The 21,864-nt window shown below is 72.9% G+C and carries 18 protein-coding genes; 5 read left to right on the top strand and 13 right to left on the bottom strand.

From position 1 onward, the window contains the following. The first annotated feature begins 67 nt into the window (after positions 1-67). The 3 genes from C6N75_RS19295 (at position 68) to C6N75_RS19285 (ending at position 2,696) form a co-directional block, all read left to right on the top strand. Entirely contained in the window at positions 68-958 is an 891-nt protein-coding gene (locus C6N75_RS19295) for an ABC transporter permease (protein WP_105870163.1), read from the top strand. 88 nt (positions 959-1,046) lie between these two features. Next, entirely contained in the window at positions 1,047-1,958 is a 912-nt protein-coding gene (locus C6N75_RS19290) for an ABC transporter ATP-binding protein (protein ID WP_105870162.1), read from the top strand. A gap of 15 nt (positions 1,959-1,973) precedes the next feature. Then, positions 1,974-2,696: an ABC transporter permease gene (locus tag C6N75_RS19285; protein WP_105870161.1), complete on the top strand. Its 723-nt coding sequence runs from the start codon at positions 1,974-1,976 to the stop codon at positions 2,694-2,696. 141 nt (positions 2,697-2,837) lie between these two features. Here C6N75_RS19285 and C6N75_RS19280 read toward each other — a convergent pair whose 3' ends face one another. Both C6N75_RS19280 and C6N75_RS19275 read right to left on the bottom strand, forming a co-directional pair. Next, entirely contained in the window at positions 2,838-4,100 is a 1,263-nt protein-coding gene (locus C6N75_RS19280) for a CynX/NimT family MFS transporter (RefSeq protein ID WP_105870160.1), read from the bottom strand. Between the two features lie 94 nt (positions 4,101-4,194). After that, a complete protein-coding gene (locus tag C6N75_RS19275) occupies positions 4,195-4,869 on the bottom strand; it encodes a FadR/GntR family transcriptional regulator (protein WP_105870159.1) in 675 nt (224 codons plus the stop codon). Between the two features lie 193 nt (positions 4,870-5,062). Here C6N75_RS19275 and lpdA point away from each other — a divergent pair, with 193 nt between their 5' ends. Beyond that, the gene (gene lpdA / locus C6N75_RS19270; protein ID WP_105870158.1) at positions 5,063-6,466 is read left to right on the top strand and encodes a dihydrolipoyl dehydrogenase; all 1,404 of its coding nucleotides are present in this window, start codon (positions 5,063-5,065) and stop codon (positions 6,464-6,466) included. A gap of 756 nt (positions 6,467-7,222) precedes the next feature. On the opposite strand, the gene C6N75_RS19265 is transcribed toward lpdA, so the two are convergent. From C6N75_RS19265 to C6N75_RS19225, 9 genes are all read right to left on the bottom strand, one after another. Beyond that, a complete protein-coding gene (locus C6N75_RS19265) occupies positions 7,223-8,077 on the bottom strand; it encodes an HAD family hydrolase (RefSeq protein ID WP_105870157.1) in 855 nt (284 codons plus the stop codon). Then, positions 8,074-9,363, bottom strand: coding sequence for a serine--tRNA ligase (gene serS / locus C6N75_RS19260; RefSeq protein WP_105870156.1), 1,290 nt, complete (start codon positions 9,361-9,363; stop codon positions 8,074-8,076). Before serS ends, C6N75_RS19265 begins: the two co-directional genes overlap by 4 nt. A 608-nt stretch (positions 9,364-9,971) precedes the next feature. Further along, complete coding sequence (gene pheA, locus C6N75_RS19255) at positions 9,972-10,907, bottom strand: prephenate dehydratase (RefSeq protein ID WP_105870155.1); 936 nt, start codon at positions 10,905-10,907, stop codon at positions 9,972-9,974. Positions 10,908-11,006: 99 nt separating this feature from the next. Then, entirely contained in the window at positions 11,007-12,389 is a 1,383-nt protein-coding gene (efeB, locus tag C6N75_RS19250) for an iron uptake transporter deferrochelatase/peroxidase subunit (protein ID WP_105870154.1), read from the bottom strand. Between the two features lie 7 nt (positions 12,390-12,396). Further along, complete coding sequence (locus C6N75_RS19245) at positions 12,397-14,493, bottom strand: copper resistance CopC/CopD family protein (RefSeq protein ID WP_105870153.1); 2,097 nt, start codon at positions 14,491-14,493, stop codon at positions 12,397-12,399. Positions 14,494-14,513: 20 nt separating this feature from the next. Beyond that, entirely contained in the window at positions 14,514-15,026 is a 513-nt protein-coding gene (locus tag C6N75_RS19240) for a copper chaperone PCu(A)C (RefSeq protein ID WP_105870152.1), read from the bottom strand. Then, positions 15,023-15,760, bottom strand: coding sequence for an SCO family protein (locus C6N75_RS19235; protein WP_105870151.1), 738 nt, complete (start codon positions 15,758-15,760; stop codon positions 15,023-15,025). The genes C6N75_RS19240 and C6N75_RS19235 overlap by 4 nt, the downstream gene beginning before the upstream one ends. Positions 15,761-16,178: 418 nt before the next feature. After that, positions 16,179-16,964 (bottom strand): YcnI family copper-binding membrane protein, encoded by a 786-nt coding sequence (locus C6N75_RS19230; RefSeq protein WP_105870150.1) that lies wholly within the window; start codon positions 16,962-16,964, stop codon positions 16,179-16,181. Positions 16,965-17,072: 108 nt separating this feature from the next. Then, the gene (locus tag C6N75_RS19225) at positions 17,073-17,942 is read right to left on the bottom strand and encodes a hypothetical protein (RefSeq protein ID WP_105870149.1); all 870 of its coding nucleotides are present in this window, start codon (positions 17,940-17,942) and stop codon (positions 17,073-17,075) included. Between the two features lie 243 nt (positions 17,943-18,185). Between C6N75_RS19225 and C6N75_RS19220 the strand changes: the two genes are divergently transcribed. After that, entirely contained in the window at positions 18,186-18,638 is a 453-nt protein-coding gene (locus tag C6N75_RS19220) for an ATP-binding protein (RefSeq protein WP_105870148.1), read from the top strand. Between the two features lie 154 nt (positions 18,639-18,792). Here the strand turns inward: C6N75_RS19220 and C6N75_RS19215 are convergent, their stop codons facing one another. Further along, the gene (locus C6N75_RS19215) at positions 18,793-20,250 is read right to left on the bottom strand and encodes an aminopeptidase P family protein (RefSeq protein ID WP_105870147.1); all 1,458 of its coding nucleotides are present in this window, start codon (positions 20,248-20,250) and stop codon (positions 18,793-18,795) included. A 168-nt stretch (positions 20,251-20,418) separates the two neighbouring features. Continuing rightward, positions 20,419-21,735 carry a PP2C family protein-serine/threonine phosphatase gene (locus C6N75_RS19210; protein WP_181160539.1) on the bottom strand — a complete coding sequence of 439 codons (1,317 nt, stop codon included), beginning with the start codon at positions 21,733-21,735 and terminating at the stop codon, positions 20,419-20,421. Positions 21,736-21,864 lie beyond the last annotated feature (129 nt).

Here is a 21,864-nt window from a genome sequence, read left to right as displayed (position 1 = left end):
TCCCTCCCTCCCGGCTCCGTCCCCGTCCGGGCCCCCCGGTGCCGCCGGCGCAACCGCCGTCGGTCAGGTGCCGGCCCAGGGCGGCGCCCAGACCCGTATCCACAACATCGGCTACCGCTCCTACGACGGCCCGCGCCTCGGCCGCGCCTACGCCCGCCGCTCGCTGTTCGCGCAGTCGCTGCGCGGCGCGTACGGACTGGGTCGCAGCGCCAAGTCCAAGGTGCTGCCGATGATCCTCTTCGGCGTGATGTGCGTCCCCGCGCTGATCATGGTCGCGGTGGCGGTCACCACCAAGCTCAACGACCTGCCGGTGGAGTACACCCGGTACGCGGTCATCATGCAGGCCGTCATCGGCCTCTTCCTGGCCGGTCAGGCGCCTCAGTCCGTCTCCCGCGACCTGCGCTTCAAGACCGTGCCGCTCTACTTCTCCCGCCCCATCGAGCGCGTCGACTACGTCGTCGCCAAGTTCGCCGCCATGGCCTCGGCGCTGTTCATCCTGACGGCGTCCCCGCTGCTCATCCTCTACATCGGGTCCCTGCTGGCGAAGATGGACTTCTCCGACCAGACGGCGGGCCTGGCCCAGGGACTGGTCTCCGTGGCACTGCTCTCCGTCCTGTTCGGCGGCATCGGCCTGGTGCTCGCCGCCTTCACCCCGCGCCGCGGCTTCGGCGTCGCCGCTGTCATCGCCGTCCTGACCATCTCCTACGGAGCGGTCACCACCCTCCAGGGCATCGCCTGGGCCACCGAGAACCTCGGGGCCGTGAAGTGGCTCGGCCTGTTCTCGCCGATCACCTTGGTCGACGGCGTACAGACCGCCTTCCTCGGCGCCACCACGTCCTTCCCCGGCGAGTCCGGGCCGGGCGCCGGACCGGGCGCGCTCTACCTGCTGACCGCCCTCGCCCTGATCGCCGGCAGCTACGCCGTACTGATGAGCCGCTACCGCCGGGTCGGGCTGTGACCGGCCGCCCGCACCCCGCCGCGCCGCCTCCGGCGTACCGGTCGGCACCGGCCCCCACCACCATCCGTCCAAGGAATGGGCAGCGCCCGTGAGCACTCTCCAGATCGACCACGTTTCCCGGTGGTTCGGGAACGTCGTCGCCGTCAACGACGTCACCATGACGATCGGCCCGGGCGTCACCGGCCTCCTCGGCCCCAACGGCGCCGGCAAGTCCACCCTCATCAACTTGATGGGCGGCTTCCTCGCCCCCTCCACCGGCGCCGTCACCCTCGACCAGGCGCCCGTCTGGCGGAACGAGTCCGTCTACCGGCACATCGGCGTCGTCCCCGAACGCGAGGCGATGTACGACTTCCTCACCGGACGCGAGTTCGTCGTCGCCAACGCCGAACTGCACGGCCTCGGCGCCGCCGAAGCCCAGCGGGCGCTCGCCACCGTGGAGATGGAGTACGCCCAGGACCGGAAGATCGCCACGTACAGCAAGGGCATGCGCCAGCGGGTCAAGATGGCCTCCGCCCTCGTCCACGAACCGTCCGTGCTGCTGCTCGACGAGCCGTTCAACGGCATGGATCCGCGCCAGCGCATGCAGCTCATGGACCTGCTGCGCCGCATGGGCGCCGACGGCCGCACCGTGCTGTTCTCCTCCCACATCCTGGAGGAGGTGGAACAGCTCGCCGCCCACATCGAGGTCGTCGTCGCCGGCCGGCACGCCGCCAGCGGCGACTTCCGCCGCATCCGCCGGCTGATGACCGACCGTCCGCACCGCTACCTGGTGCGCTCCAGCGACGACCGCGCCCTGGCCGCCGCGCTGATCGCCGACCCCTCCACCGCCGGCATCACCGTCGACACCCGCGAGGGCGCCCTGCACATCCAGGCCGTGGACTTCGGCCGGTTCACCGAACTCCTGCCGAAGGTCGCCCGGGAGCACTCCATCCGGCTGCTGACGGTCTCGCCCTCGGACGAGTCCCTGGAGTCCGTCTTCTCCTACCTCGTCGCGGCCTGAAGGGAGCCCTCGACCATGTACCACCCCACCGTCGCCCGGCTCACCTACCGGGCGCTGCTCGGCCGCCGCCGGGCCGCGATCCTCTTCACCCTCCCCGCGCTGCTGCTGCTCATCGCCGCCGCCGTACGGGCCTTCAACGGCGCCGACGACCAGATCGCCGCGGACGTCCTCGGCGGTTTCGCGCTCGCCACCATGGTCCCGCTCATCGGCGTCATCGCCGGAACCGGGGCCATCGCCCCCGAGATCGACGACGGCTCCATCGTCTACCTGCTGGCCAAGCCGGTGAAGCGGCCGACCATCATCGTCACCAAGCTGACCGTGGCCATCGCCGTCACCATGGTGTTCTCCGCCGTGCCCACCTTCATCGCCGGCATGATCCTCAATGGCAACGGGCAGCAGATCGCCGTCTCCTACACCATCGCCGCCCTGGTCGCCTCGATCGCCTACAGCGCGCTGTTCCTGCTGCTCGGCACCGTCAGCCGGCACGCCGTCGTCATCGGCCTCGTCTACGCCCTGGTGTGGGAGACCCTGTTCGGCAGCCTCATCGACGGCGCCCGCACCCTCAGCGTCCAGCAGTGGGCCCTCGCCGTCGCCGAGCACACCGGCCGCGGCGACGGACTGATCTCCTCCGCCGTCGGTCTGCCGGTCGCCGTCATCCTGCTGGTCGCGGTCACCCTCGCGGCCACCTGGTACGCCGGACAGAAGCTCCGCACCCTCGCCCCGGCCGGCGAGGAGTGACCCGCCCCGCCACGTGAAGCGGACGCGGGCACCCCGCCCGCTCCACGTGGCGGCCGCGGAGGCCCGGCAGTCCGCTCCATGAGGCGGTCGCGGGCGGTTGGGAACCCGCTGCACGTGGCGGTCGCGGGGGCCGGCTGCCCGCTACACGTGGCGGTCGCGGGCAGCCGGCAACCCCACCGCCAGCGCCGCCCCGCACACCACCAGCACCAGGGCGACCGGCACCGTCCAGTCGCCGGTCGCCTGATGGACCGCCCCGGCCGCCAGCGGACCCACCGCGGCCAGCAGATACCCGACCGTCTGCGCCATGCCCGACAACCGGGCCGCGGTCACGGCGTCCCCGCTGCGCAGCACGATCAGGGTCAGCGCCAGCCCCACCGCACCGCCCTGGCCGACGCCCAGCAGCGCGGCCCACAGCCAGGCGCCCGCCACCGGCGCGACCAGCAGCCCCGCGAAACCGGCCCCGACCAGCGACGTCACCAGCGCCACCAGCGGACGCTGAGCGCGCATCCGGCCGGCCAGCAGCGGCACCAGGAAAGCCCCCGCCACCTGCACCAGGTTGTTGAAGGCGAAGACCACGCCCGCCGTCGAGCGGCTCATCCCGTGATCGGTGAAGATCGTCGGAAGCCAGGCGATCAGGACGTACGTCCACAACGACTGCAAACCCATGAACAGGGTGACCTGCCAGGCCAGCGCCGACCGCCACACATTCCGGCCGACCCCCGCCCGCGCCGCGGACCGCGTCTCGTGCCCGGTGCGCCCCCGGGCGATCAGCACCTGCGGGAGCCACAGCACCGCGGCCGCCACCGCCGGCAGCGACCAACAGGCCAGCGACGCCTGCCAGCTCCCGCCGAAAGCGCGCTCCAACGGCACCGACGCCGCGGCCGCCACCGTGGCGCCGGCGATCATCGCACCGGTGTACACCGAGGTCATGGCCGCTGCCCGGTCCGGGAAGTCCCGCTTGATCAGCCCCGGCATCAGCACATTCAGCAGCGCGATCGCCGTACCCACCAGCACTCCGCCGCCGTACAGCGTGTACGGGGAGGGAGCGACGCGCAGCAGCACGCCGGCGGCCAGCAGCACCAGCGCCGCGCACAGCACCCGCTCCGTGCCGAACCGCCGGCCCAGCCACGGCGCCACCGCCGCGCCCGCTCCCAGGAACAGCACCGGTACCGACGTCACCAGCGACGTCGCCGTCGACGACAGCCCGAAGGACTCGCTGATCTCACCGACCAGCGGCGACACCCCCGCCAGCGCCGCCCGCATATTGAGCGACGCCAGCACGATTCCGGCCAGCAGCAGCACCGGATGGGCGAGCAGCGCCCGACGCGCCGCCGCCCCGTCCGGTGACGGCCGGACATCCGCCTCCGCGTCCGGCAGCAGCACTTCGGCATTCGGGCGTGGCACAGCAGACACCTTTCCCACGTCGGGAACCGGTCCCGACGTCTCCTCGTAGCGATGCGATGTGGTGGGCTTCCCGGCCTGACAGGCTCGGGACGGCTCAGCGGCGGACCAGGGCGCGGACCGTCTCCATCGGCTCGCGCAGCAGCTCCCGTACGGCCGCGTCCGCGGCGTCCGCGTCCCCCTGCTCGACGGCGACCACCAGCGCCTCGTGCGCGTCCAGGTCGATCGCCGGCATCTCCCGGTCGCCCAGCGAGGCGACCAGGCTCTCGTGCACCTGCACCGAGAAGAAGCGGTAGACCTCCGTGAAGGCGGCGTTGTGCGTGGCCTCGACCACGGCACGGTGGAACGCCACATCGGCGTCCGCGGCCCGGTCGCCCTCCTCGCGCAGGGTCGACAGCGCCGCCCGCAACCGCAGCAGGTCATGGGTGTCACGGCGGGCGGCGGCCAGCCGGGCCGCCTCCGTCTCCAGCGCCATCCGCAGCTCCAGCACGTCCAGGGCGCCCGCCGCCCGCACCGAACGCAGCACGGCGGCCGGGTCGGCGGTGGAGCGGACGAAGGTGCCGTTGCCCTGCCGGGACTCCAGCAGCCCGGCGTGCACCAGCACCCGCACCGCCTCGCGCACGGTGTTGCGGCCGACCCCGAGCTGATCGGCCAGGTCGTGCTCGGTGGGGATCCGGTCCCCGACGGCCCACTGCCCACCGGTCAGTTCGGCGCGCAACTGCTCCACCACGGCGTCCACCAGCAATGTCCGCCCCGCGGCCCGCAGCACCATCAACCCGCCTCCACCCTCGCTCCCCTTCTTATTCGCCCGGTCATCCTACAACTTATCCACAGGGCCTGAACGGCCGGGGCACTCCGGGCTTACTGTGGGCACGGATCACCACCGCGTCCTCGTACCACGGGGAGTCGGCGGGTGCCGCGTTCCACGCGATGCAGGGCATACCTACACACCTGGGGAGCACGCCATGTCAGACCGCTTCGACGTCGTCGTACTCGGAGCAGGCCCCGGCGGTTACGTCGCCGCCATCCGCGCCGCCCAGTTGGGCAAGCGGGTCGCGGTCGTCGAGGAGAAGTACTGGGGCGGCGTCTGCCTGAACGTCGGCTGCATCCCCACCAAGGCGCTGCTGCGCAACGCGGAGCTGGCGCACATCATCACCAAGGAGGCCAAGACCTTCGGCATCAAGGTGGACGGCGAGGTCTCCTTCGACTACGGCGAGGCGTTCAAGCGCAGCCGGCGGGTGGCGGACGGCCGCGTCAAGGGCGTCCACTACCTGATGAAGAAGAACGGCATCACCGAGTTCACCGGCCGGGGCGCCTTCCTGGACGCCAACACGCTCCAGGTCGACGTGGCCGACGGCTCGTCCACGACGATCGCCTTCGACCACTGCGTCATCGCCACCGGCGCGACGCCCCGACTGCTGCCCGGCACCCGGCGCAGCGACCGGGTGGTCACCTACGAGGAGCAGATCCTCGACCAGGACCTGCCGCGGTCGATCGTCATCGCGGGCGCCGGCGCGATCGGCGTCGAGTTCGCGTACGTGATGCAGAACTACGGGGTCAAGGTCACCATCGTCGAGTTCCTGGACCGGCTCGCCCCGCTGGAGGACAAGGACGTCTCGGCGGAGCTGGCCAAGCAGTACCGCAAGCTCGGTGTCGAGGTGCTGACCTCCACCCGGGTCGAGTCGATCGACGAGTCCGGCCCGCAGGTACGGGTGACGGTCACCGGCAAGGACGGCGCCGAGAAGGTGCTGGAGGCCGACAAGGTGCTCCAGGCGATCGGCTTCGCGCCGAACGTCGACGGCTTCGGCCTGGACAAGACCGGGGTGCGGCTCACCGAGCGCGGTGCCATCGAGGTGGACGGCCGGTGCCGGACCTCGGTGCCGCACATCTACGCCATCGGTGACGTCACAGCGAAGCTGATGCTCGCTCACACGGCCGAGGCCATGGGCGTGGTGGCCGCCGAGACCATCGCCGGCGCGGAGACCCTGGAGCTGGACTACCCGATGATCCCGCGGGCCACCTACTGCCAGCCGCAGATCGCCAGCTTCGGCTGGACGGAGGACCAGGCGCGGGAGAAGGGCTTCGACGTCAAGGTCGCCAAGTTCCCGTTCACCGCGAACGGCAAGGCCCACGGACTGGGCGACTCCACCGGCTTCGTGAAGCTGATCAGCGACGCGCAGTACGGCGAGATCATCGGCGCCCACCTGATCGGCCCGGACGTCACGGAGCTGCTGCCCGAACTGACCCTGGCCCAGCAGTGGGACCTCACGGTCCACGAGGTCGCCCGCAACATCCACGCCCACCCCACCCTCGGCGAGGCGGTGAAGGAGGCCGTGCACGGACTGGCGGGCCACATGATCAACTTCTAGGGGAGTGGAAGCGGAGGAGAGGGAGGGAGGCAGCGGGAGCCTCGGCCTTTGAAAGTCCGGGTGCCCGGGCGCCAGGGAGCCTCGGAGACGGAGCGCCTCGGAGCACGCGAGCCGGGGCGACCGCCGCCGGCTGGAGGTGGGCCTGATGCCGGCCGGCCGGGCCGGCCTCAGCACGCGGGCGTCCCTCCGGACGCCGGGGCGCCGCTGCGACCGACGGGGTGCGCCGGGAAGGGCCGGGGTCCGGGCACCGGGAGGGGCGGCCCGCGCGGAACGCGCGCTCGAAGCGGCCACCCCGGGCGGCATGGGGCGGGCACACGGAACCGTCCGTGACTCCGGTGCTCCTCGCCCGCGGCCTGCCCCCGGAGGCTGCGGCGACCCGCGCCCCCCGGTCCCGGTGCACCTTCACTGTGCCCGGAGCCGTCACCGGGCACCACCGAGTTTCAGGGACCCCGACCCCCGCAGATCGCCCCCAGGCCCGGCGGCCCCCGCTCCCGGTAGGACTGCGAGGCCCGGCGGCCCCGCTCCCGGTAGGTCAGCGAGGTCCGGCAGCCCTGCTTCCGGGTGGTCAGCGGGGTCCGGCGGTCGCGCACCCGGCAGGTCCGGCGGCCCCGCTCCCGGTAGGCCGGCGAGGTCCGGCGTGGCCTCGCTCCCCATAGAGCGAGGCCCGGCGGGCCCTGCTCCCCGAAGGTCGGCGAGGCCCGGCGCGGCCCCGCTCCCCGAAGGTCAGCAGGCTCTGGCAGCCCCGTTCCCGGAAGGTCAGCGGAGGGCTAGGAGGTGCTCCAGCACCACGGCGATGCCGTCCGCGTCGTTGGAGGCCGTGATCTCGTGGGCGACGGCCTTGAGCTGGTCGTGGGCGTTGGCCATGGCGACGCCGTGCTCGGCCCAGGCGAACATGGGGATGTCGTTCGGCATGTCGCCGAAGGCGATCGTCTCCGACGCCTTCACGCCCAGCCGGCGGGCTGCCAGCGACAGACCGGTGGCCTTGCTGAGGCCCAGCGGCAGGATCTCCACGACCCCGGGGCCCGCCATGACCACGTCCACCAGGCTTCCGACGGCCTGACGGGCGACGCCGGCCAGGGCGTCGTCGTCCAGGGTGGGGTGCTGGATGTAGACCTTGTTCAGCGGCGCCGACCACAGGTCGGCCGGGTCCTCGTACGGCAGGTAGGGCAGGGGGCCCTCCTGGACGCGGTAGCCGGGGCCGACCAGCACGTCCCCGTCCAGCCCGTCCCGGCTGGCCGCGATGGCGAGCGGCCCGACCTCCGCCTCGATCTTGGACAGGGCGAGCCCGGCGAGCTGCCGGTCCAGCGTCACCGAGGTCAGCAGCCGGTGCTCGCCCGCGTGGTAGACCTGCGCCCCCTGGCCGCAGACGGCGAGGCCGTCGTAGCCGAGGTCGTCCAGGATGTGCCGGGTCCACGGGACCGCGCGGCCGGTGACCACGATGTGCGCGGCGCCCGCCGCCGTGGCGGCGGCGAGTGCGTCGCGGGTGCGCTGGGAGACCGTGTCGTCGGAGCGCAGCAGCGTCCCGTCCAGGTCGGTCGCGACCAGCTTGTACGGGAACGCGCGGGCGTGCGGGGACGCCTGCGAGGGGGCGGCGTGCGGCTGCGCGGTCACTTGGCGACCGGCTCCAGGATCTCGCGCCCGCCGAGGTAGGGGCGGAGCACCTGCGGCACCAGCACCGTGCCGTCGGCCTGCTGGTGGTTCTCCAGCAGCGCGACGATGGTGCGCGGCACCGCGCACAGCGTGCCGTTGAGCGTGGCCAGCGGCTGCACCGTCTTCTTGCCGCCCTGCTCTCCGCGCATCCGCACGGACAGCCGCCGGGCCTGGAAGCTGTCGCAGTTGGACGCCGACGTCAGCTCGCGGTACTTGCCCTGCGTCGGGATCCACGCCTCGCAGTCGTACTTGCGGGAGGCGGAGGCGCCCAGGTCACCGGTGGCCACGTCGATCACCTGGAACGGCAGCTCCAGCGCGTTCAACCACTGCTTCTCCCACTCCAGCAGCCGCTTGTGCTCGGCTTCGGCGTCCTCCGGCGCGACGTACGAGAACATCTCGACCTTGTCGAACTGGTGGACGCGGAAGATGCCCCGGGTGTCCTTGCCGTACGTCCCGGCCTCGCGCCGGTAGCACGGCGAGAACCCGGCGTACCGCAGCGGCAGCTTGTCGGCGTCGAGGATCTCGTCCATGTGGTAGGCCGCGAGCGGCACCTCGGAGGTGCCCACCAGGTAGAAGTCGTCCTTCTCCAGGTGGTAGACGTTCTCGGCGGCCTGGCCGAGGAAGCCGGTGCCCTCCATGGCGCGCGGCCGGACCAGGGTGGGCGTCAGCATCGGGATGAAGCCTGCCTCGGTGGCCTGGGCGATCGCCGCGTTGACCAGGGCCAGTTCCAGCAGGGCCCCGACGCCGGTCAGGTAGTAGAAGCGCGAGCCGGACACCTTGGCGCCGCGCTCCATGTCGATGGCGCCGAGCGCCTCGCCCAGCTCCAGGTGGTCCTTGGGCTCGAATCCCTCGGCGGCGAAGTCGCGGATGGTGCCGTGCGTCTCCAGCACGACGAAGTCCTCCTCGCCGCCCTCCGGCACGTCCGGGTGGACGATGTTGCCGAGTCGCAGCAGCAGCCGCTTGGCCTCCTCGTCCGCCTCGTGCTGTTCCGCGTCGGCGCTCTTGACGTCCGCCTTGAGCTGCTCGGCGCGCTGAAGCAGCTCGGCGCGCTCCTCGGCGGTGGCCTTGGGGATCAGCTTGCCGAGCGACTTCTGCTCGGAGCGCAGTTCGTCGAAGCGGACACCGGACGACCTGCGCCGCTCGTCGGCGGAGAGCAGGGCGTCGACGAGGCCGACGTCCTCTCCACGGGCGCGCTGGGAGGCGCGCACTCGGTCGGGGTCCTCACGAAGCAGGCGAAGGTCAATCACCCCACCAGGCTACCGGTGCCGGATGGTGGCCCTTCCATGGATTTGCGACGCGTGTCGTTATGGGCGGAAAGACGTAAAGGGGAGGAATGCGGGCCGCGGGCCACGGCCGCGATGATCACGGCCGGGGCGGCTGCCGTGACTGCGGCGGGCAGGGCTGGGCCGGAGGCGACCTCCGGGGGTCCCGTTGCGGCGGGCCGGCGGTCGGCGCCCTCCCGGCCTCCGTCCGGTAGTCGGCGCTCTCCCGGTCTTCAGGCCCGGTAGCCGGCGTTCCCGCCCGATGGTTGTCCACAGCCCGACCGGGCGCCGGAATTGTTATCCACAGGCTGTGTGGAAGTTCTGTGGACTCATGGAAACGGTGGAATTGATCATTCCGACACTATTCACCGCTGAGGTGGCGGCCGGCAAACCCGCCGCCCGCCACCCATTCGAGTGGGAAATGACGTACCAAAAGGGGTGATCGGCGGAAAAGGGGCGTCGGTAGGCGGCTGCACCGCTTGTGCCGGCAGAGCCGCCACTGGGCCGATATGTCGACCCCGCGCCCCCGCATCCCCCGGTGATGTCGACTTGTCCCCAGGTGGAGGACCGAGCCTGTGGATAACTTTTCCGACTCAGGCGCGCCCGTCCTGGCAGCGGGCCAGCCAGTCCGACGCCGCCGTGAAGTCCGCGTCGGACATGCCCGGACGCAGCGGGGTGACGTCCTCCGCCGTCGCGCCCGCGCGAGGGTACGAGCCGAGGAACCGCACCTTGGCGCAGCTCCGCTTCAGCCCCATCAGGGCCTCGCCCATCGGCAGGTCCGCGATGTGCCCCTCGGCGTCGATGGCGAAGCAGTAGTTGCCGATGCCCGCACCGGTAGGCCGGGACTGCAACAGCATCAGGTTCACCCCGCGCGCGGCGAACTCCTGGAGCAGCGCCTGCAGGGTGCCCGGATGGTCCTCGCGCTGCCAGATGACGACCGACGTCTTGTCCGCCCCGGTGGGCGCGGCCGGCCGGGCCGGGCGGCCGACCAGCACGAACCGGGTCTCCGCGTTCGCCGCGTCGTGGATGTCCCGTACCAGCGCCTCCAGGCCGTACGTCGCGGCCGCGAACTCACCCGCGAAGGCGGCGTCGTAGCGGCCCTCCTGCACCAGCCGCGCCCCGTCCGCGTTCGAGGCGGCCGACTCCCAGACGGCCTCCGGCAGGTGGGCGCGCAGCCACTTGCGCACCTGCGGCTGGGCCACCGGATGGCCGGTGACCGTCTTGACGTCGGTGATCTTGGTTCCCGGCCGTACCAGCAGCGCGAACGCGATGGGCAGCAGCACCTCGCGGTAGATCATCAGCGGCTCGCCGGAGGCCAGCTCGTCCAGGGTGGCGGTCACCCCGCCCTCGACCGAGTTCTCGATGGGGACGAAGGCGGCGGCGGCCTCCCCGTTGCGTACGGCGTCGAGCGCGGCCTGCACCGAGACCGTCGGCACCAGCTCGCGCGTGGCGGCCTCCGGGAGGGTGCGCAGGGCGGCTTCGGTGAAGGTGCCCTCGGGACCGAGATACGTATAGCGCGTGGCCGACATACCGGTCACCCTAATGCGCGCCCCACCCCAGCGGCAGCGGTCTCCACATGCCGGCGCCCGCCGCGCAGGTCCGCCGGTACGGGGCAAGGGGGCGGGGGCTCAGGACTCCAGCAGCCGCTGGCCGACGTACTCGCCCTTCGCCGGGCCGCCCGGCACGGCGAACAGCCCGGACGCCTCGTGCCGGATGAACGACGACAGCGCGTCGCCCCGGTCGAGTTTCCGCTGCACCGGCACGAAGCCGCGGAGCGGATCGGCCTGCCAGGCGACGAACAGCAGCCCGGCGTCCGGCTCTCCGTCCGGGCCGATCCCGTCGTGGTACGAGAACGGGCGGCGCAGCATCGCCGCCCCGCCGTTCTGCTCGGGCGCCGAGATCCGCGCGTGGGCGTCGGCGGGAATGACCGGTTCCCCGTCCGGGCCGATGCTCTCCAGGTCCATCTCGGTCGCCTCCGTCCCGCCGGTCAGCGGGGCCCCGTCCGCCTTGCGCCGCCCGATGACCTGCTCCTGCTTGGCGAGGGACAGCTTCTCCCAGTCGTCCAGCAGCATCCGGATGCGGCGGACCACCGCGTAGGAGCCGCCCGCCATCCAGGACGCCGGCCCGCCACCGTCCGCCGGGACGAAGATCCGTGCGTCGAAGTCCGGCTCGGACGGCTTCGGGTTGCCGGTGCCGTCGATCTGGCCCATCAGGTTGCGGGTGGTCATCGGGCGGGCGGTGGCGCCGGGCGCGCGGTTGAAGCCGTTCATCTGCCAGCGGACCCGCGCCGTCGCGCCCGCCTCCTTCTGGACGGCGCGCAGCGCGTGGAACGCCACCAGGGCGTCGTCGGCGCCGATCTGCACCCACAGGTCGCCGTTGGACCGGCGCGCGTCGAGCCGGTCGGAGGAGAAGGCCGGCAGCGGCTCCAGCTCGGCCGGCCGCCGCGAGCCGAGCCCGGTGCGGTCGAAGAAGGAGGAGCCGAAGCCGAAGGTTACGGTCAGTGAGGAAGGGCCCGCGTCCAGCGCCACCCCGGTGTCGCCACCGCCGGCCGGTCGCCCGGCCATCAGCAGCGCGGCCACCTCCGACCAGCGGCGCAGCAGCGCGGCGGCCTCTTTGCGCCCCACCCCGGCCGCCAGGTCGAACGCCACCAGATGGCCGCGGGCCTGCGTCGGCTGGAGGATGCCCGCCTGGTGCCGCCCGTGGAAGGGCACGCCGGTCGAGCCGACCGTGGTCAGCGCCGTCCCCGGGTCCGGCGCGGCGGCCGCGTGGACGGCGGCGCCGCCCGCCCCGCCGAGGACCAGCCCGGCGGCCCCGGCCGCGCCCGCGGTGCCCAGCAGCCGCCGCCGGGACACGCCGTCCCCCCGGCGCTCGGCCGGCCCGGCGTCGGGCGCCTGAGGCGCCCTGGGCGCCTTGGCTGCCTTGGTGCCCTTGGGCGCCTTGGCGGCTTCGGATACGTGGGGAACCTTCGGCGCCTTCGGCGCGTCGTCGCGGTCGTGCGTACGGTGGTGCATACGGGGATCAGCCGATCTTGACGTTCTTGTCGATGGTGGTCTGGTCGATGTCGGACGTCCGCACGGTCACCTGGACCGTCCACTGCCCGGGCATCGGGATCTGCAGGCTCTCCGCGCTCCAGTGCCCGGTGGCGATCCGGTCCGGCACCACGGGCAGGGGCCCGATCTGCTTGTCCCGCAGAGTGAACGACACCTTGAGCTCGGGCAGGTCCAGCGGCCGCCCGTCGTCGCCGTCCGCGAAGACGTGCAGGGCGTTGGAGCCCGAGCGGCCCGGGTCGAGGGTCAGCCGCACCGTTCCCTTGCCGTTGACCCCGCCGGTGTCGAACGGCAGCTTCAACTCGACGGGCCCACTGGGCGCCGGCGCGGCCTGGGCCGCGCCCGCCTGCGCCCGCCCGGCCTCCTCCTCGGTACGGCCGGGCTCGGTGGTCGTCAGCACGGTGGTGACGGCGAGCAGCACCACGGCGACGGCCGCTTCGGCGAGCACCGAGCGGCGCAGCCCGGAGCGCACCGGGTCGCCGTCGCGCTGCCGCCGGTCGCGGACGGTGGCCACGGCGGCCCGCTGGCGTGCCAACTGCCGGGAGCGCTCGGCCGAGAGCACCGCCCCGGCTTCCTCCCCCCCGGCCCGCGCCTGCTCGGCCGCCGCCTCCGCGGCGTTCTCCGCTTCCCCGACGACCGCTTCCCCGACGACCGCTTTGCGGGCAACCGTCTCCCGGGCCTCCGTCTCGCCGGCACCCGCCGCCCCACTCCCCGTCTCCCCGCTCCCCGTCTCCTCGGTCTCCGACTCCCCGCTCCCCGTCTCCTCGGTCTTCTCCCTTGCGGTGGTCTCGCCCAGCCTGCCGGTCCACCGTCGGGAGAACCAGGCGAGGCCGACCAGCACCGCGACGAGCGCGACCTTCAGCAGCAGCAGTCGGCCGTACGCCGTCCCGGTTAGCGCGCTCCACGAGCCGACCTGCCGCCAGGACTGGTAGAGCCCGGTGGCGGCCAGCGTCAGCACCGAGCCGAACGCCAGCGCGGAGAACCGCCGTACCGCCGCCCGCTCGATCGACGGCCCCCGGAAGAGCACCACCAGCAGCGCGGCAAGACCGCCCAGCCAGGCGGCCATGGCGAGCAGGTGCAGGACGTCCACGGGCATCGCCAGGCCCGGTTGGATACCGGTCGAGGCGTGCTCCGACAGCGCCCAGGTGGCCGCGATCCCGGCCGCGACGACCGTGCCGCCGACCGCCAGGCCGAAGGTCAGGTCCTTGCGTTCGTCGCCCTCCTCGCGCCGGGTGTACGCGCCGAAGAGGACGGCCACGAACAGCGCGGCGGCGCCCAGGAGCAGCAGCCGGGAGACCAGCGCCGTACCGGTCTTGGTCTCCAGGACCGTGCCGAGGACGCCCAGGTCGAAGGCGTCGGCGAGCGAGCCGCCGCTCGCGCCCGGCTCCGCGCCCACCCCGGTGTACGGGCCGCGCAGCAGCAACTGGACCAGGGTCGCCCCGGTCAGCGCCACCCAGCCGCGTACCACCAGCTTCTGTAGCGGCCGTACCGCGGCGCCCCGCGGCCAGCAGGCCAGGACGAACGCGGCCCCGCCGGCGAGCAGGACGAAGCCGCCGTACGACACGTACCGCGCGATCCCGTAGAGCGCTCCGACGAGACCGCCGCCGGTCTCCTGCCGCGGCACCTCGGCCCGCTGCTCGGAGGGGGCGCCGATGGAGAAGGTGAACGCGCCGGAGATCGGGTGGCTGTCGGCGGAGACCACCCGCCAGGCCACGGTGTACGTGCCGTCCGGCAGCCCGGAGTGCAGGCTGATCGCGTGCCGGATGCCGGACCCGCCGCTGCGGTCCTGCACGGTGCCGGTGTCGGCGCGCTTGCCGCTCGGCTCCAGTACGCGGATCGAGTCGTCGCCCATGGCGACCTGCTCGGAGAAGGTGAGCGTCACTTCCTTGGGGGCGACGGCCACGACCGCGCCGTCCTTCGGGTCGCTCGCGGTCAGCGCGGCGTGCGCGGACGCGGGAGCGGCCGTGGTGAGGACGGTGCCGAACAGTGCGGCGAGGACCAGCAGGACGCGTACGAGCGGAGCCGTGGCCCTGCCGGCGGCGGTTTCCGGTGCGGCGGTGGTCGTCATGGTGGTTCAGTCCCCCGTCTTCAGTGGTGGGCGGAGCCGTGCGCCGAGGGAGAGGAGGGGTTGTGGGTGGGCGCTTCGACCGGCAGCTCGATCCTGATCGGGTCGGACCGCTCGAAACGCAGCTCCACGGCCACCTTCTCGCCCTGCTTCGGCTGCTTCTTGATCTCCATGAACATCAGGTGGTTGCCGCCGCGTTCGAGGTCCAGCGCGCCGTTGGCGGGGACGTCGAGCGAGTCGACCTGCTGCATCTTCTGGTCCACGGTCTTGTGGATCTGGATGTCGTCGGACAGCGGGCTGGTCACCGAGAGCAGCTTGTCCGCCGCTCCCCCGGTGTTGGTGACGGTCAGGAAGCCGCCGGCCACATCGCCCACCGGCTGCGGGATGTAGGCGTCGGAGACGTGCAGCTTCGGCTCGGCGGAGGCACCGCCGTCGTCGCCGGGGCCGTCCTGCGCGGAGCAGCCACCGAGGGCGAGCGACGCGGCGAGTGCGAGGGTGGCGCCCAGCGCCTTGGCGGAGGTGGTGAAGCGGGTCACGGCCGCTCTCCCTTCACGAGCTTCGGCAGGTCCTCGGCGTACTGCTCCCAGGTGGTGTCCTCGCCGTAGAGGACGTAACCGGTGTCGGTCTTCGGGGAGAACGCGATCACCTGGGTGCCGTGCATGGACTCGATGGAGCCGTCCTTGTTCTTTTTCGACGGCTCGATGCTGATGCCGAGCTTGCGCGCCCCCGCCTGGATGGTGGCGAAGTCGCCGGTCAGGCCGGTGAAGGACGGGTCGCCCGCGCCGGGCAGCCACTTCGCCAGCTCGGCGGAGGTGTCCCGCTCCGGGTCGGTGGTGACGAAGACGACCTGGAGCTTGTCCTGGTCGGCCTTGGGCAGTTCCTTCTTCGCCAGCGCGATGTTGCTCATGGTGAGCGGGCAGACGTCCGGGCAGTGGGTGTAGCCGAAGTAGACCAGCGTCGGCTTGCCCTTGGTGCGCTCGCGCAGGTCGAACTTCTCGCCCTTGGTGTCGGTCAGGACGAGGTCGGGCTTGGCGAACGGCTGGTCGAGGACGGTCGCGGCCTTGTCCGCCGAGTTGCCGCCCGAGACCTCGGCGACGGGGCCGTCGCCGGCCGCCTGCCCGGAGCTGTCGCCCCCGCACGCGGAGAGGGTGAACGCGGACACGGCGGCCAGGGCCACCGCGAACACGGCGGACCGGCGCGGGCGTCGCGCCGGATGGCGGCGCGGCTGCCGTGCGGCGGCCGCGCCGGATGAGTTGACGTCGTGGTGCATGGGGTGGGGCTTCTCTCTGGATGGTGCTGGTGGTGTGGGCGGCGGCCCGGATGCCGCCACCCGGCCGCCGGGCCGACCGACCTGACGAGCTGGGGCACTGACCGCGGCCGGACGGCAGGTCCGCGGTCGGACCGGACGGCCGTGGTCGGACCGGACGGCCGTGGTCGGACCGGACGGAGGCCCGGCGTGCGCGGAGCCTCGGCGTCCGTGCCTGGAGGCCGTCCCCGTCGTGACAGCGCCCCCGCGCCGACGGCTCCGCGCCGGAGGACCTGTCGCGAAGGCTCTGCATCAGAGGCTCTGCATCAGGGGCTCTGCATCAGGGGCTCTGCATCAGGGGCTCTGAGGAGGGGCCCCCGCGGCGGACCCGGCGGCAGGCAGCAGGAGGCCGGTGTCAGGAGGCCGGTGACAGGGGCCGGCCTCAGGCGGAGCGGCGGCGGCCGGCCAGGACGCCGAAGGCGACGCCGGCCGCGCCGACCAGGATGCCGACGATGCCGAGCACCCGAGCCGTCGTGTCACTGGAGCCGGAGTCGGAGCCGTCGGACTCGGCGGCCGCGGCGTTGTTCTCGCCGCCCTCGTGGCCGTGCCCGTCCTCCTTGGCCTCTTCCGTCTTCTCGTCCTTGGCCTTGTCCCCGCCGGCGGCCGCGCCACCGTGGTGGTCCTCCGTCGCCGCGGAGAGCTGGAGCACCGGCGCCGGGGTCTCCGGCTCCGCGCCGCCCTCCTTCGGCTCCTCGATCCAGCGCACGACCTCCTTGTTGTCGTACGTCTGGAGGGCCTTGAAGACGAGCTGGTCGGCGTTCTCCGGGAGCTGGCCCAGGGAGACCGGGAACTGCTGGAACTGGCCGGGACCGATCTTCGAGCCGTCGGCCGTCCACGTGATCTTGGACGGGGCCTCGGTGATCTTCTTGCCGTGCACGTCCAGCGGCTTGGCCAGCTTCGCCTTGTCGACCTTGACCGTCCAGCCCGGGACCGGCTGCGGCATCACCGAGGCCATCGGGGTGTCGGCGGGCAGGGTGACCTCCAGCTTCACGGTGGAGGCGTTGTCGCGCTCGTTCGGCACCTTGAAGTTGACGGTGGCGTAGCCGCCCTTGGCGGCCTCGCCCTGCGGCTGCACGCTCACGTGCGCGAAGGCGGGCCCGGCGAAGAGGGCGACGGAGGAGACGGCGGCACCGGCGACCAGGGCGGCACGGGCACGGGAAACGTTCATTACGGAAGCACACTCCACGGAAGAGCTGGGAAGAGCACGGATGTCGGTGTGCGCGCACCGGCGCGCCACGGCGCCACCCGCCGTCGCGTCGACGTGGAGCGGGCCGTGTCAGGCTGCGAGAACGAGTACGGCCGGCGGGCCGCGCCTGATCACCGAGTGCTGGAGTGCGTCCGCCGAGACCGGCGGGGGAGCGTCGTCACTGGGGCGTACGGTCCGCCGCCCGGCCACAGCCGGCACGGGCAGGCCTGCGGCCAGTGCCTGTACGAGGACGAGTGCGGCCCGCAGCGCGCGGACCAGCGCCCCGTCGGCGACCTCGCCGGCGCCCCGGGTGGAGAGCCGGGCGAGCCGCAGCAGCGCCAGATCGCCGCGTCGGAGCAGCCACCCGGTGGCCAGGGCCGCCAGCAGATGGACGAGGACCATGGGAAGGCCGGGAAGCAGCGCCTCGGGCGCGGCGGCGTGGGCCGCGTGGGCCCCGTACCCGCCCGACGCCGACACGGACGCGGAAGCGGCGGCGGTGTGCGGGTCGAGCCCCGCGCCGGTGACGATCCGGTAGGCGTCGGCGGTGCTGATGGAGCGCGGGCTGCCCCCGCACACCAACTGGGCGGCGATCCGGATCAGCGCGTCGTCGGCCTGACTCGAGACCGGGCCGCCCGTGCCGGCACCGCTGCCCACGGTGCCGCCGCTCATGGCGTACAGCAGGAGCTGGTGGCGCTGTCCGAGCGAGAACAGCACATGCAGGCCGAGCTGACCGCCCGCGAGCGCTGCCGCGATGACCGGAAGGGAGCGGTCCCGCCCGGCGAACGGGACGGTCGCTCCGAAGACCACGAGGGAGCCGACGACCAGCGTCCACCAGGGCACTCCGGCGCAGGCGGCCAGCGCGTGCCCGAGGCCGGACAGCGCGACGCAGGCCGCGGCGAACACCGCGGCCCTCAGCAGCCGCGGACCGGCGGTCGGGGCGTACCCGGAGGGGGCAGACATGGCCGGGCCATCATCGCACCACGCATCCCACCGGCATACGGCAGGTCCGGAAGGTCACCTATGCCGGACGTGATGCCCCTGACTGGGCCGCGTGGCGCACTTCCCTTGCGGGAAGTTCCTTACACCGGCGTACGGGGTACGCGCGTCCGCCGAATGAGCGCCCTCGCGTCAGCCGGCCGCTTACGTTCCGTAGAGACGGGCAATACGTATCGGTACGTCAAGCCGCAGCCAGGAGGCTGGAGCATGAGCATCTGGTGGTCACTCCATTTGCGGCGCGAGGCTGCGAGTGTTCCGCTCGCCCGCCGACTGCTCCTCGGCACCATGGAGAGCGCGGGCGTCGATCCGGATGTCTCGTACGACCTGTCGCTTGCCCTCACCGAGGCGTGCGCCAACGCCGTCGAGCACGGCGGACGAACCGAGCCTGGCGAGCTGCCGGCCGAGTACCGGGTCACCGCCTACCTCGACGGTGAGAAGTGCCGGATCGAGGTGGCCGACTCCGGGCCCGGCTTCCCCGGCGGACCAGTCCCGGCCGTCCGCAGACCGGCGCCGGAAGCCGAATGCGGCCGAGGCCTGCGGCTGATCGAGGAGCTGGCCGACCACGTCCACTTCGGCAACCGGTCGGGCCGGGGCGGGGCCGTGGTCAGCTTCGACAAGATCATCAAGTGGCGGGACGGCGCCCTGCTGAAGGTCTCCTGATACGCCCGAGGGCGATGTTTCACGTGAAACATCACCGTTTCACGTGAAACATCGCCCCGTCGCCGATCCTGTGACCGCGGCCCGGACAGTCAGCCTCAGCCCCTCAGTCCAGGCCGCAACCTTGCACTCCCAGCTTCAGCCGTGCAGTCCCAGCTCAGCCCTTGAGGCCGGCCATCCACGCCTCGACCTCGTCGGAACGGCGCGGCAGCGCCCCCGAGAGGTTGCGGTTGCCGTCTTCGGTGACGAGCAGGTCGTCCTCGATCCGGACGCCGATGCCCCTGTACTCCTCGGGCACCGTCAGATCGTCGGCCTGGAAGTACAGGCCGGGTTCCACCGTCAGGCACATGCCCGGCTCCAGGGTGCCGTTCACGTAGTTGTCGGTCCGGGCGGCGGCGCAGTCGTGGACGTCCATGCCGAGCATGTGACCGGTGCCGTGCAGGGTCCAGCGGCGCTGGAGGCCCAGCTCCAGGACCTTCTCCACGTCCAGGTCTCCCAGCAGCCCCCAGGCCACCAGCCGCTCGGCCAGCACCCGCTGGGCGGCATCGTGGAAGGCGCGGTACGGGGCTCCCGGAGTGACCGCCGCGATGCCCGCCTCCTGGGCGTCGTACACGGCGTCGTAGATCTTGCGCTGGATCTCGGTGAAGCGGCCGTTGATCGGCAGTGTGCGCGTGACGTCGGCGGTGTAGAGGGTGTGCGTCTCCACACCGGCGTCGAGCAGCAGCAGCTCCCCGGAGCGGACCGCGCCGTCGTTGCGCACCCAGTGCAGGGTGGTGGCGTGCGGGCCGGCCGCGCAGATGGAGCCGTAGCCGATGTCGTTGCCCTCGACCCGGGCGCGCAGGAAGAAGGTGCCCTCGATGTAGCGCTCGCTGGTGGCCTCGGCCTTGTCGAGGACGCGGACCACGTCCTCGAAGCCGCGCGCGGTGGAGGCGCAGGCCTTCTCCAGCTCGCCGACCTCGAAGGCGTCCTTCACCAGCCGGGCCTCGGAGAGGAAGACCCGCATCTCCTCGTCGCGCTCGGCGGTCACCTTGTCGTTCAGCGCGGTTTCGATGCCGGCGTCGTGGCCGCGGACCACCCGCACCGGGCCGGTGGCCTCGGCGAGCTGCGCGGCCAGCTCCCGCACGTCCTTGGCAGGCAGCCCCAGGAGCTGCTCGGCCTCGGTGAGCGAGTGGCGGCGACCGGTCCACAGCTCGCCCATGCCGTCCAGCCAGAACTCGCCGTTCTCCCGGTCGGAGCGCGGCAGCAGGTAGATCGTGGCGTCGTGCCCGTCGGCGGTGGGCTCCAGCACCAGGACGCCGTCGTTGGTGTGGTCGCCGGTGAGGTAGGCGTACTCGGTGGACGGCCGGAAGTTGTACTCGGTGTCGTTGGAGCGGGTCTTCAGATTGCCCGCGGGGATCACCAGGCGGTCACCGGGGAACTGCCGCGACAGCGCGGTGCGCCGGGCGGCGGTGTACTCGGCCTGCGCGATGGGCTCCAGACCGTGCAGCTCCGTGTCGGCCCAGCCGGACTTCATGCTCTCGGCCAGCTCGTCGGACACGCCCGGGTACAGGCCGTTCTTGCGCTGCTTGATCGGCTCTTGCTCTTCCGGGGTCTCCGGGGTGAGCTCTTCCGCCACGGGTCCGCCTCCTCTGGGATACATGGGTACGACAGTGAACCCTCACCTCATCGTACGTACGTCCCGTCGGCCGTCCAGGGGCGTAGGTCCCCCGGCGTCCGAGCCGAGGCCGGGGCCCGCCTCGGGCGGGAGCCCGACCCGCGGCAGGCGCCGTCCGCGGGCGGCGCCTCAGTCGAAGCGGGCCGCCAGGATCACCACGTCCTCGCCGGCCGGGGCGCCGTCCGGCAGCAGTGTGTGCAGTACGTGGTCGGCGACCGCGCCCGGGTCGGCACGGTCGGCGCGCGGCACGGTCGCCGCGGCGGCGTGCAGCCGCGCGAAGCCCCGGTCGGCCGGCTCGTCCGCCCGCCGCAGCAGACCGTCGGTGTACAGCAGGACCGTCTCCCCGCTCGCCGGGGTGATCTCCACGCTCGGCGCCTCCCAGCAGGCGAGCATCCCGAGCGGCGCGGAGAGCGAGGTCTCCACGAACTCGGTGCGCCGCTCGCCCACGACGAGCGGCGGGGTGTGCCCGGCGCCGGCCAGCGTCATCTTCCGCGGCTCCGGCTCGACGTAGGCGAACAGCGCGGTGGCCGACCGGGCCGGCTCGGTGAGCCGCAGCAGCAGCTCCAGATCGGAGAGGACCGCGACCGGATCCTCGCCCTCCATCACCGCGTACGCCCGCAGCGAGGCGCGCAACCGGCCCATCGCGGCCAGTGCGGCGGGCCCGCTGCCGGAGACCGAGCCCACCGCCAGGCCCAAGGTGCCCTCGGGCAGCGGCAGCGCGTCGTACCAGTCACCGCCGCCCTGCGGCCCGGTCAGGTGCCGGACCGCGAGGCGCACCCCCGGCACGTACGGCAGCCGCGTCGGCAGCAGCTCCTCGGTGAGCACCGCCATCCGGGCCTTGGTCCGCTCGACCTCCAGCAGCCGGGCGAGATGCTCGGCCGCGTACCGCCCGTAGAGGCCGGCGAGGTGCCGGCGCGCTTCGGTCGGCTCGGCGGGCTCGTCGTACAGCCAGACCGCCGCGCCCAGCCTGCCCGCCGCCTCGGCGGTCAGCGGTACGGCGAAGCTCGCCGCGATGCCGAGCCGTGCGGCGACCCCGCGGTGGCGCGGGTCCAGCTCCGGATCGAGGGCCAGGTCGGGGACCGCGACCGGCTCGGCCGGGCGCCCGTCCGGTCCGCACCCGTCGGCTGGGCCCTCCAGCAGTCGGCCATGGGCGGTGGCGGCGCGCGGCACCGTCTCCAGGGCGCCGATCTCGTGGTGGGCCAGGCCCAGTCCGACGGTGGCCGTGGGCCCCTGCCCGTCGGCCGGCTCCAGCACGGCCAGGCCGCGCCGGGCCCCGACCAGCGCGGCGCCGGCCCGCAGCACCTCGCGGAGGGCCTCGTCGAGGGTGCCGGTGCGGGCGAGCCGCTCGGTGAGCTCGTGCAGGGTGCTGAGGTCCGAGACCCAGCCGGCCAGCCGGTCCTGGATCAGCGCGCCGGGTCCGAGGGCCGGGCCGGCCAACCCCGGCAGAGCGCCGCCGCCACGCCCGGAACGGGATCGCGGTCCGGAACCGGAACGCGGTCCGGAACCGGAATGCGGTCCGGAAGCGGGATCGGCATCGGGGTCGAGACGGGGGTGGGAAAGGGGACGGGGATGGGG

The organism is Streptomyces solincola, assembly GCF_002982015.1.
Taxonomy (GTDB): Bacteria; Actinomycetota; Actinomycetes; order Streptomycetales; family Streptomycetaceae; genus Streptomyces; species Streptomyces solincola.
Note: the sequence above shows the minus strand (reverse complement) of the source record. Positions and strands in the feature narration are given on the sequence as shown.

What these genes read in the sequence shown, in the direction of transcription:
- C6N75_RS19285 (WP_105870161.1), top strand. Translation starts at nt 1,974, where the DNA reads ATGTACCACCCCACCGTCGCCCGGCTCACCTACCGGGCGCTGCTCGGC.
- efeB (WP_105870154.1), bottom strand. Translation starts at nt 12,389, where the DNA reads ATGCACCACCGTACGCACGACCGCGACGACGCGCCGAAGGCGCCGAAG.
- C6N75_RS19230 (WP_105870150.1), bottom strand. Translation starts at nt 16,964, where the DNA reads ATGAACGTTTCCCGTGCCCGTGCCGCCCTGGTCGCCGGTGCCGCCGTC.
- lpdA (WP_105870158.1), top strand. Translation starts at nt 5,063, where the DNA reads ATGTCAGACCGCTTCGACGTCGTCGTACTCGGAGCAGGCCCCGGCGGT.
- C6N75_RS19245 (WP_105870153.1), bottom strand. Translation starts at nt 14,493, where the DNA reads ATGACGACCACCGCCGCACCGGAAACCGCCGCCGGCAGGGCCACGGCT.
- C6N75_RS19225 (WP_105870149.1), bottom strand. Translation starts at nt 17,942, where the DNA reads ATGTCTGCCCCCTCCGGGTACGCCCCGACCGCCGGTCCGCGGCTGCTG.
- pheA (WP_105870155.1), bottom strand. Translation starts at nt 10,907, where the DNA reads ATGTCGGCCACGCGCTATACGTATCTCGGTCCCGAGGGCACCTTCACC.
- C6N75_RS19275 (WP_105870159.1), bottom strand. Translation starts at nt 4,869, where the DNA reads ATGGTGCTGCGGGCCGCGGGGCGGACATTGCTGGTGGACGCCGTGGTG.
- C6N75_RS19235 (WP_105870151.1), bottom strand. Translation starts at nt 15,760, where the DNA reads ATGCACCACGACGTCAACTCATCCGGCGCGGCCGCCGCACGGCAGCCG.
- C6N75_RS19220 (WP_105870148.1), top strand. Translation starts at nt 18,186, where the DNA reads ATGAGCATCTGGTGGTCACTCCATTTGCGGCGCGAGGCTGCGAGTGTT.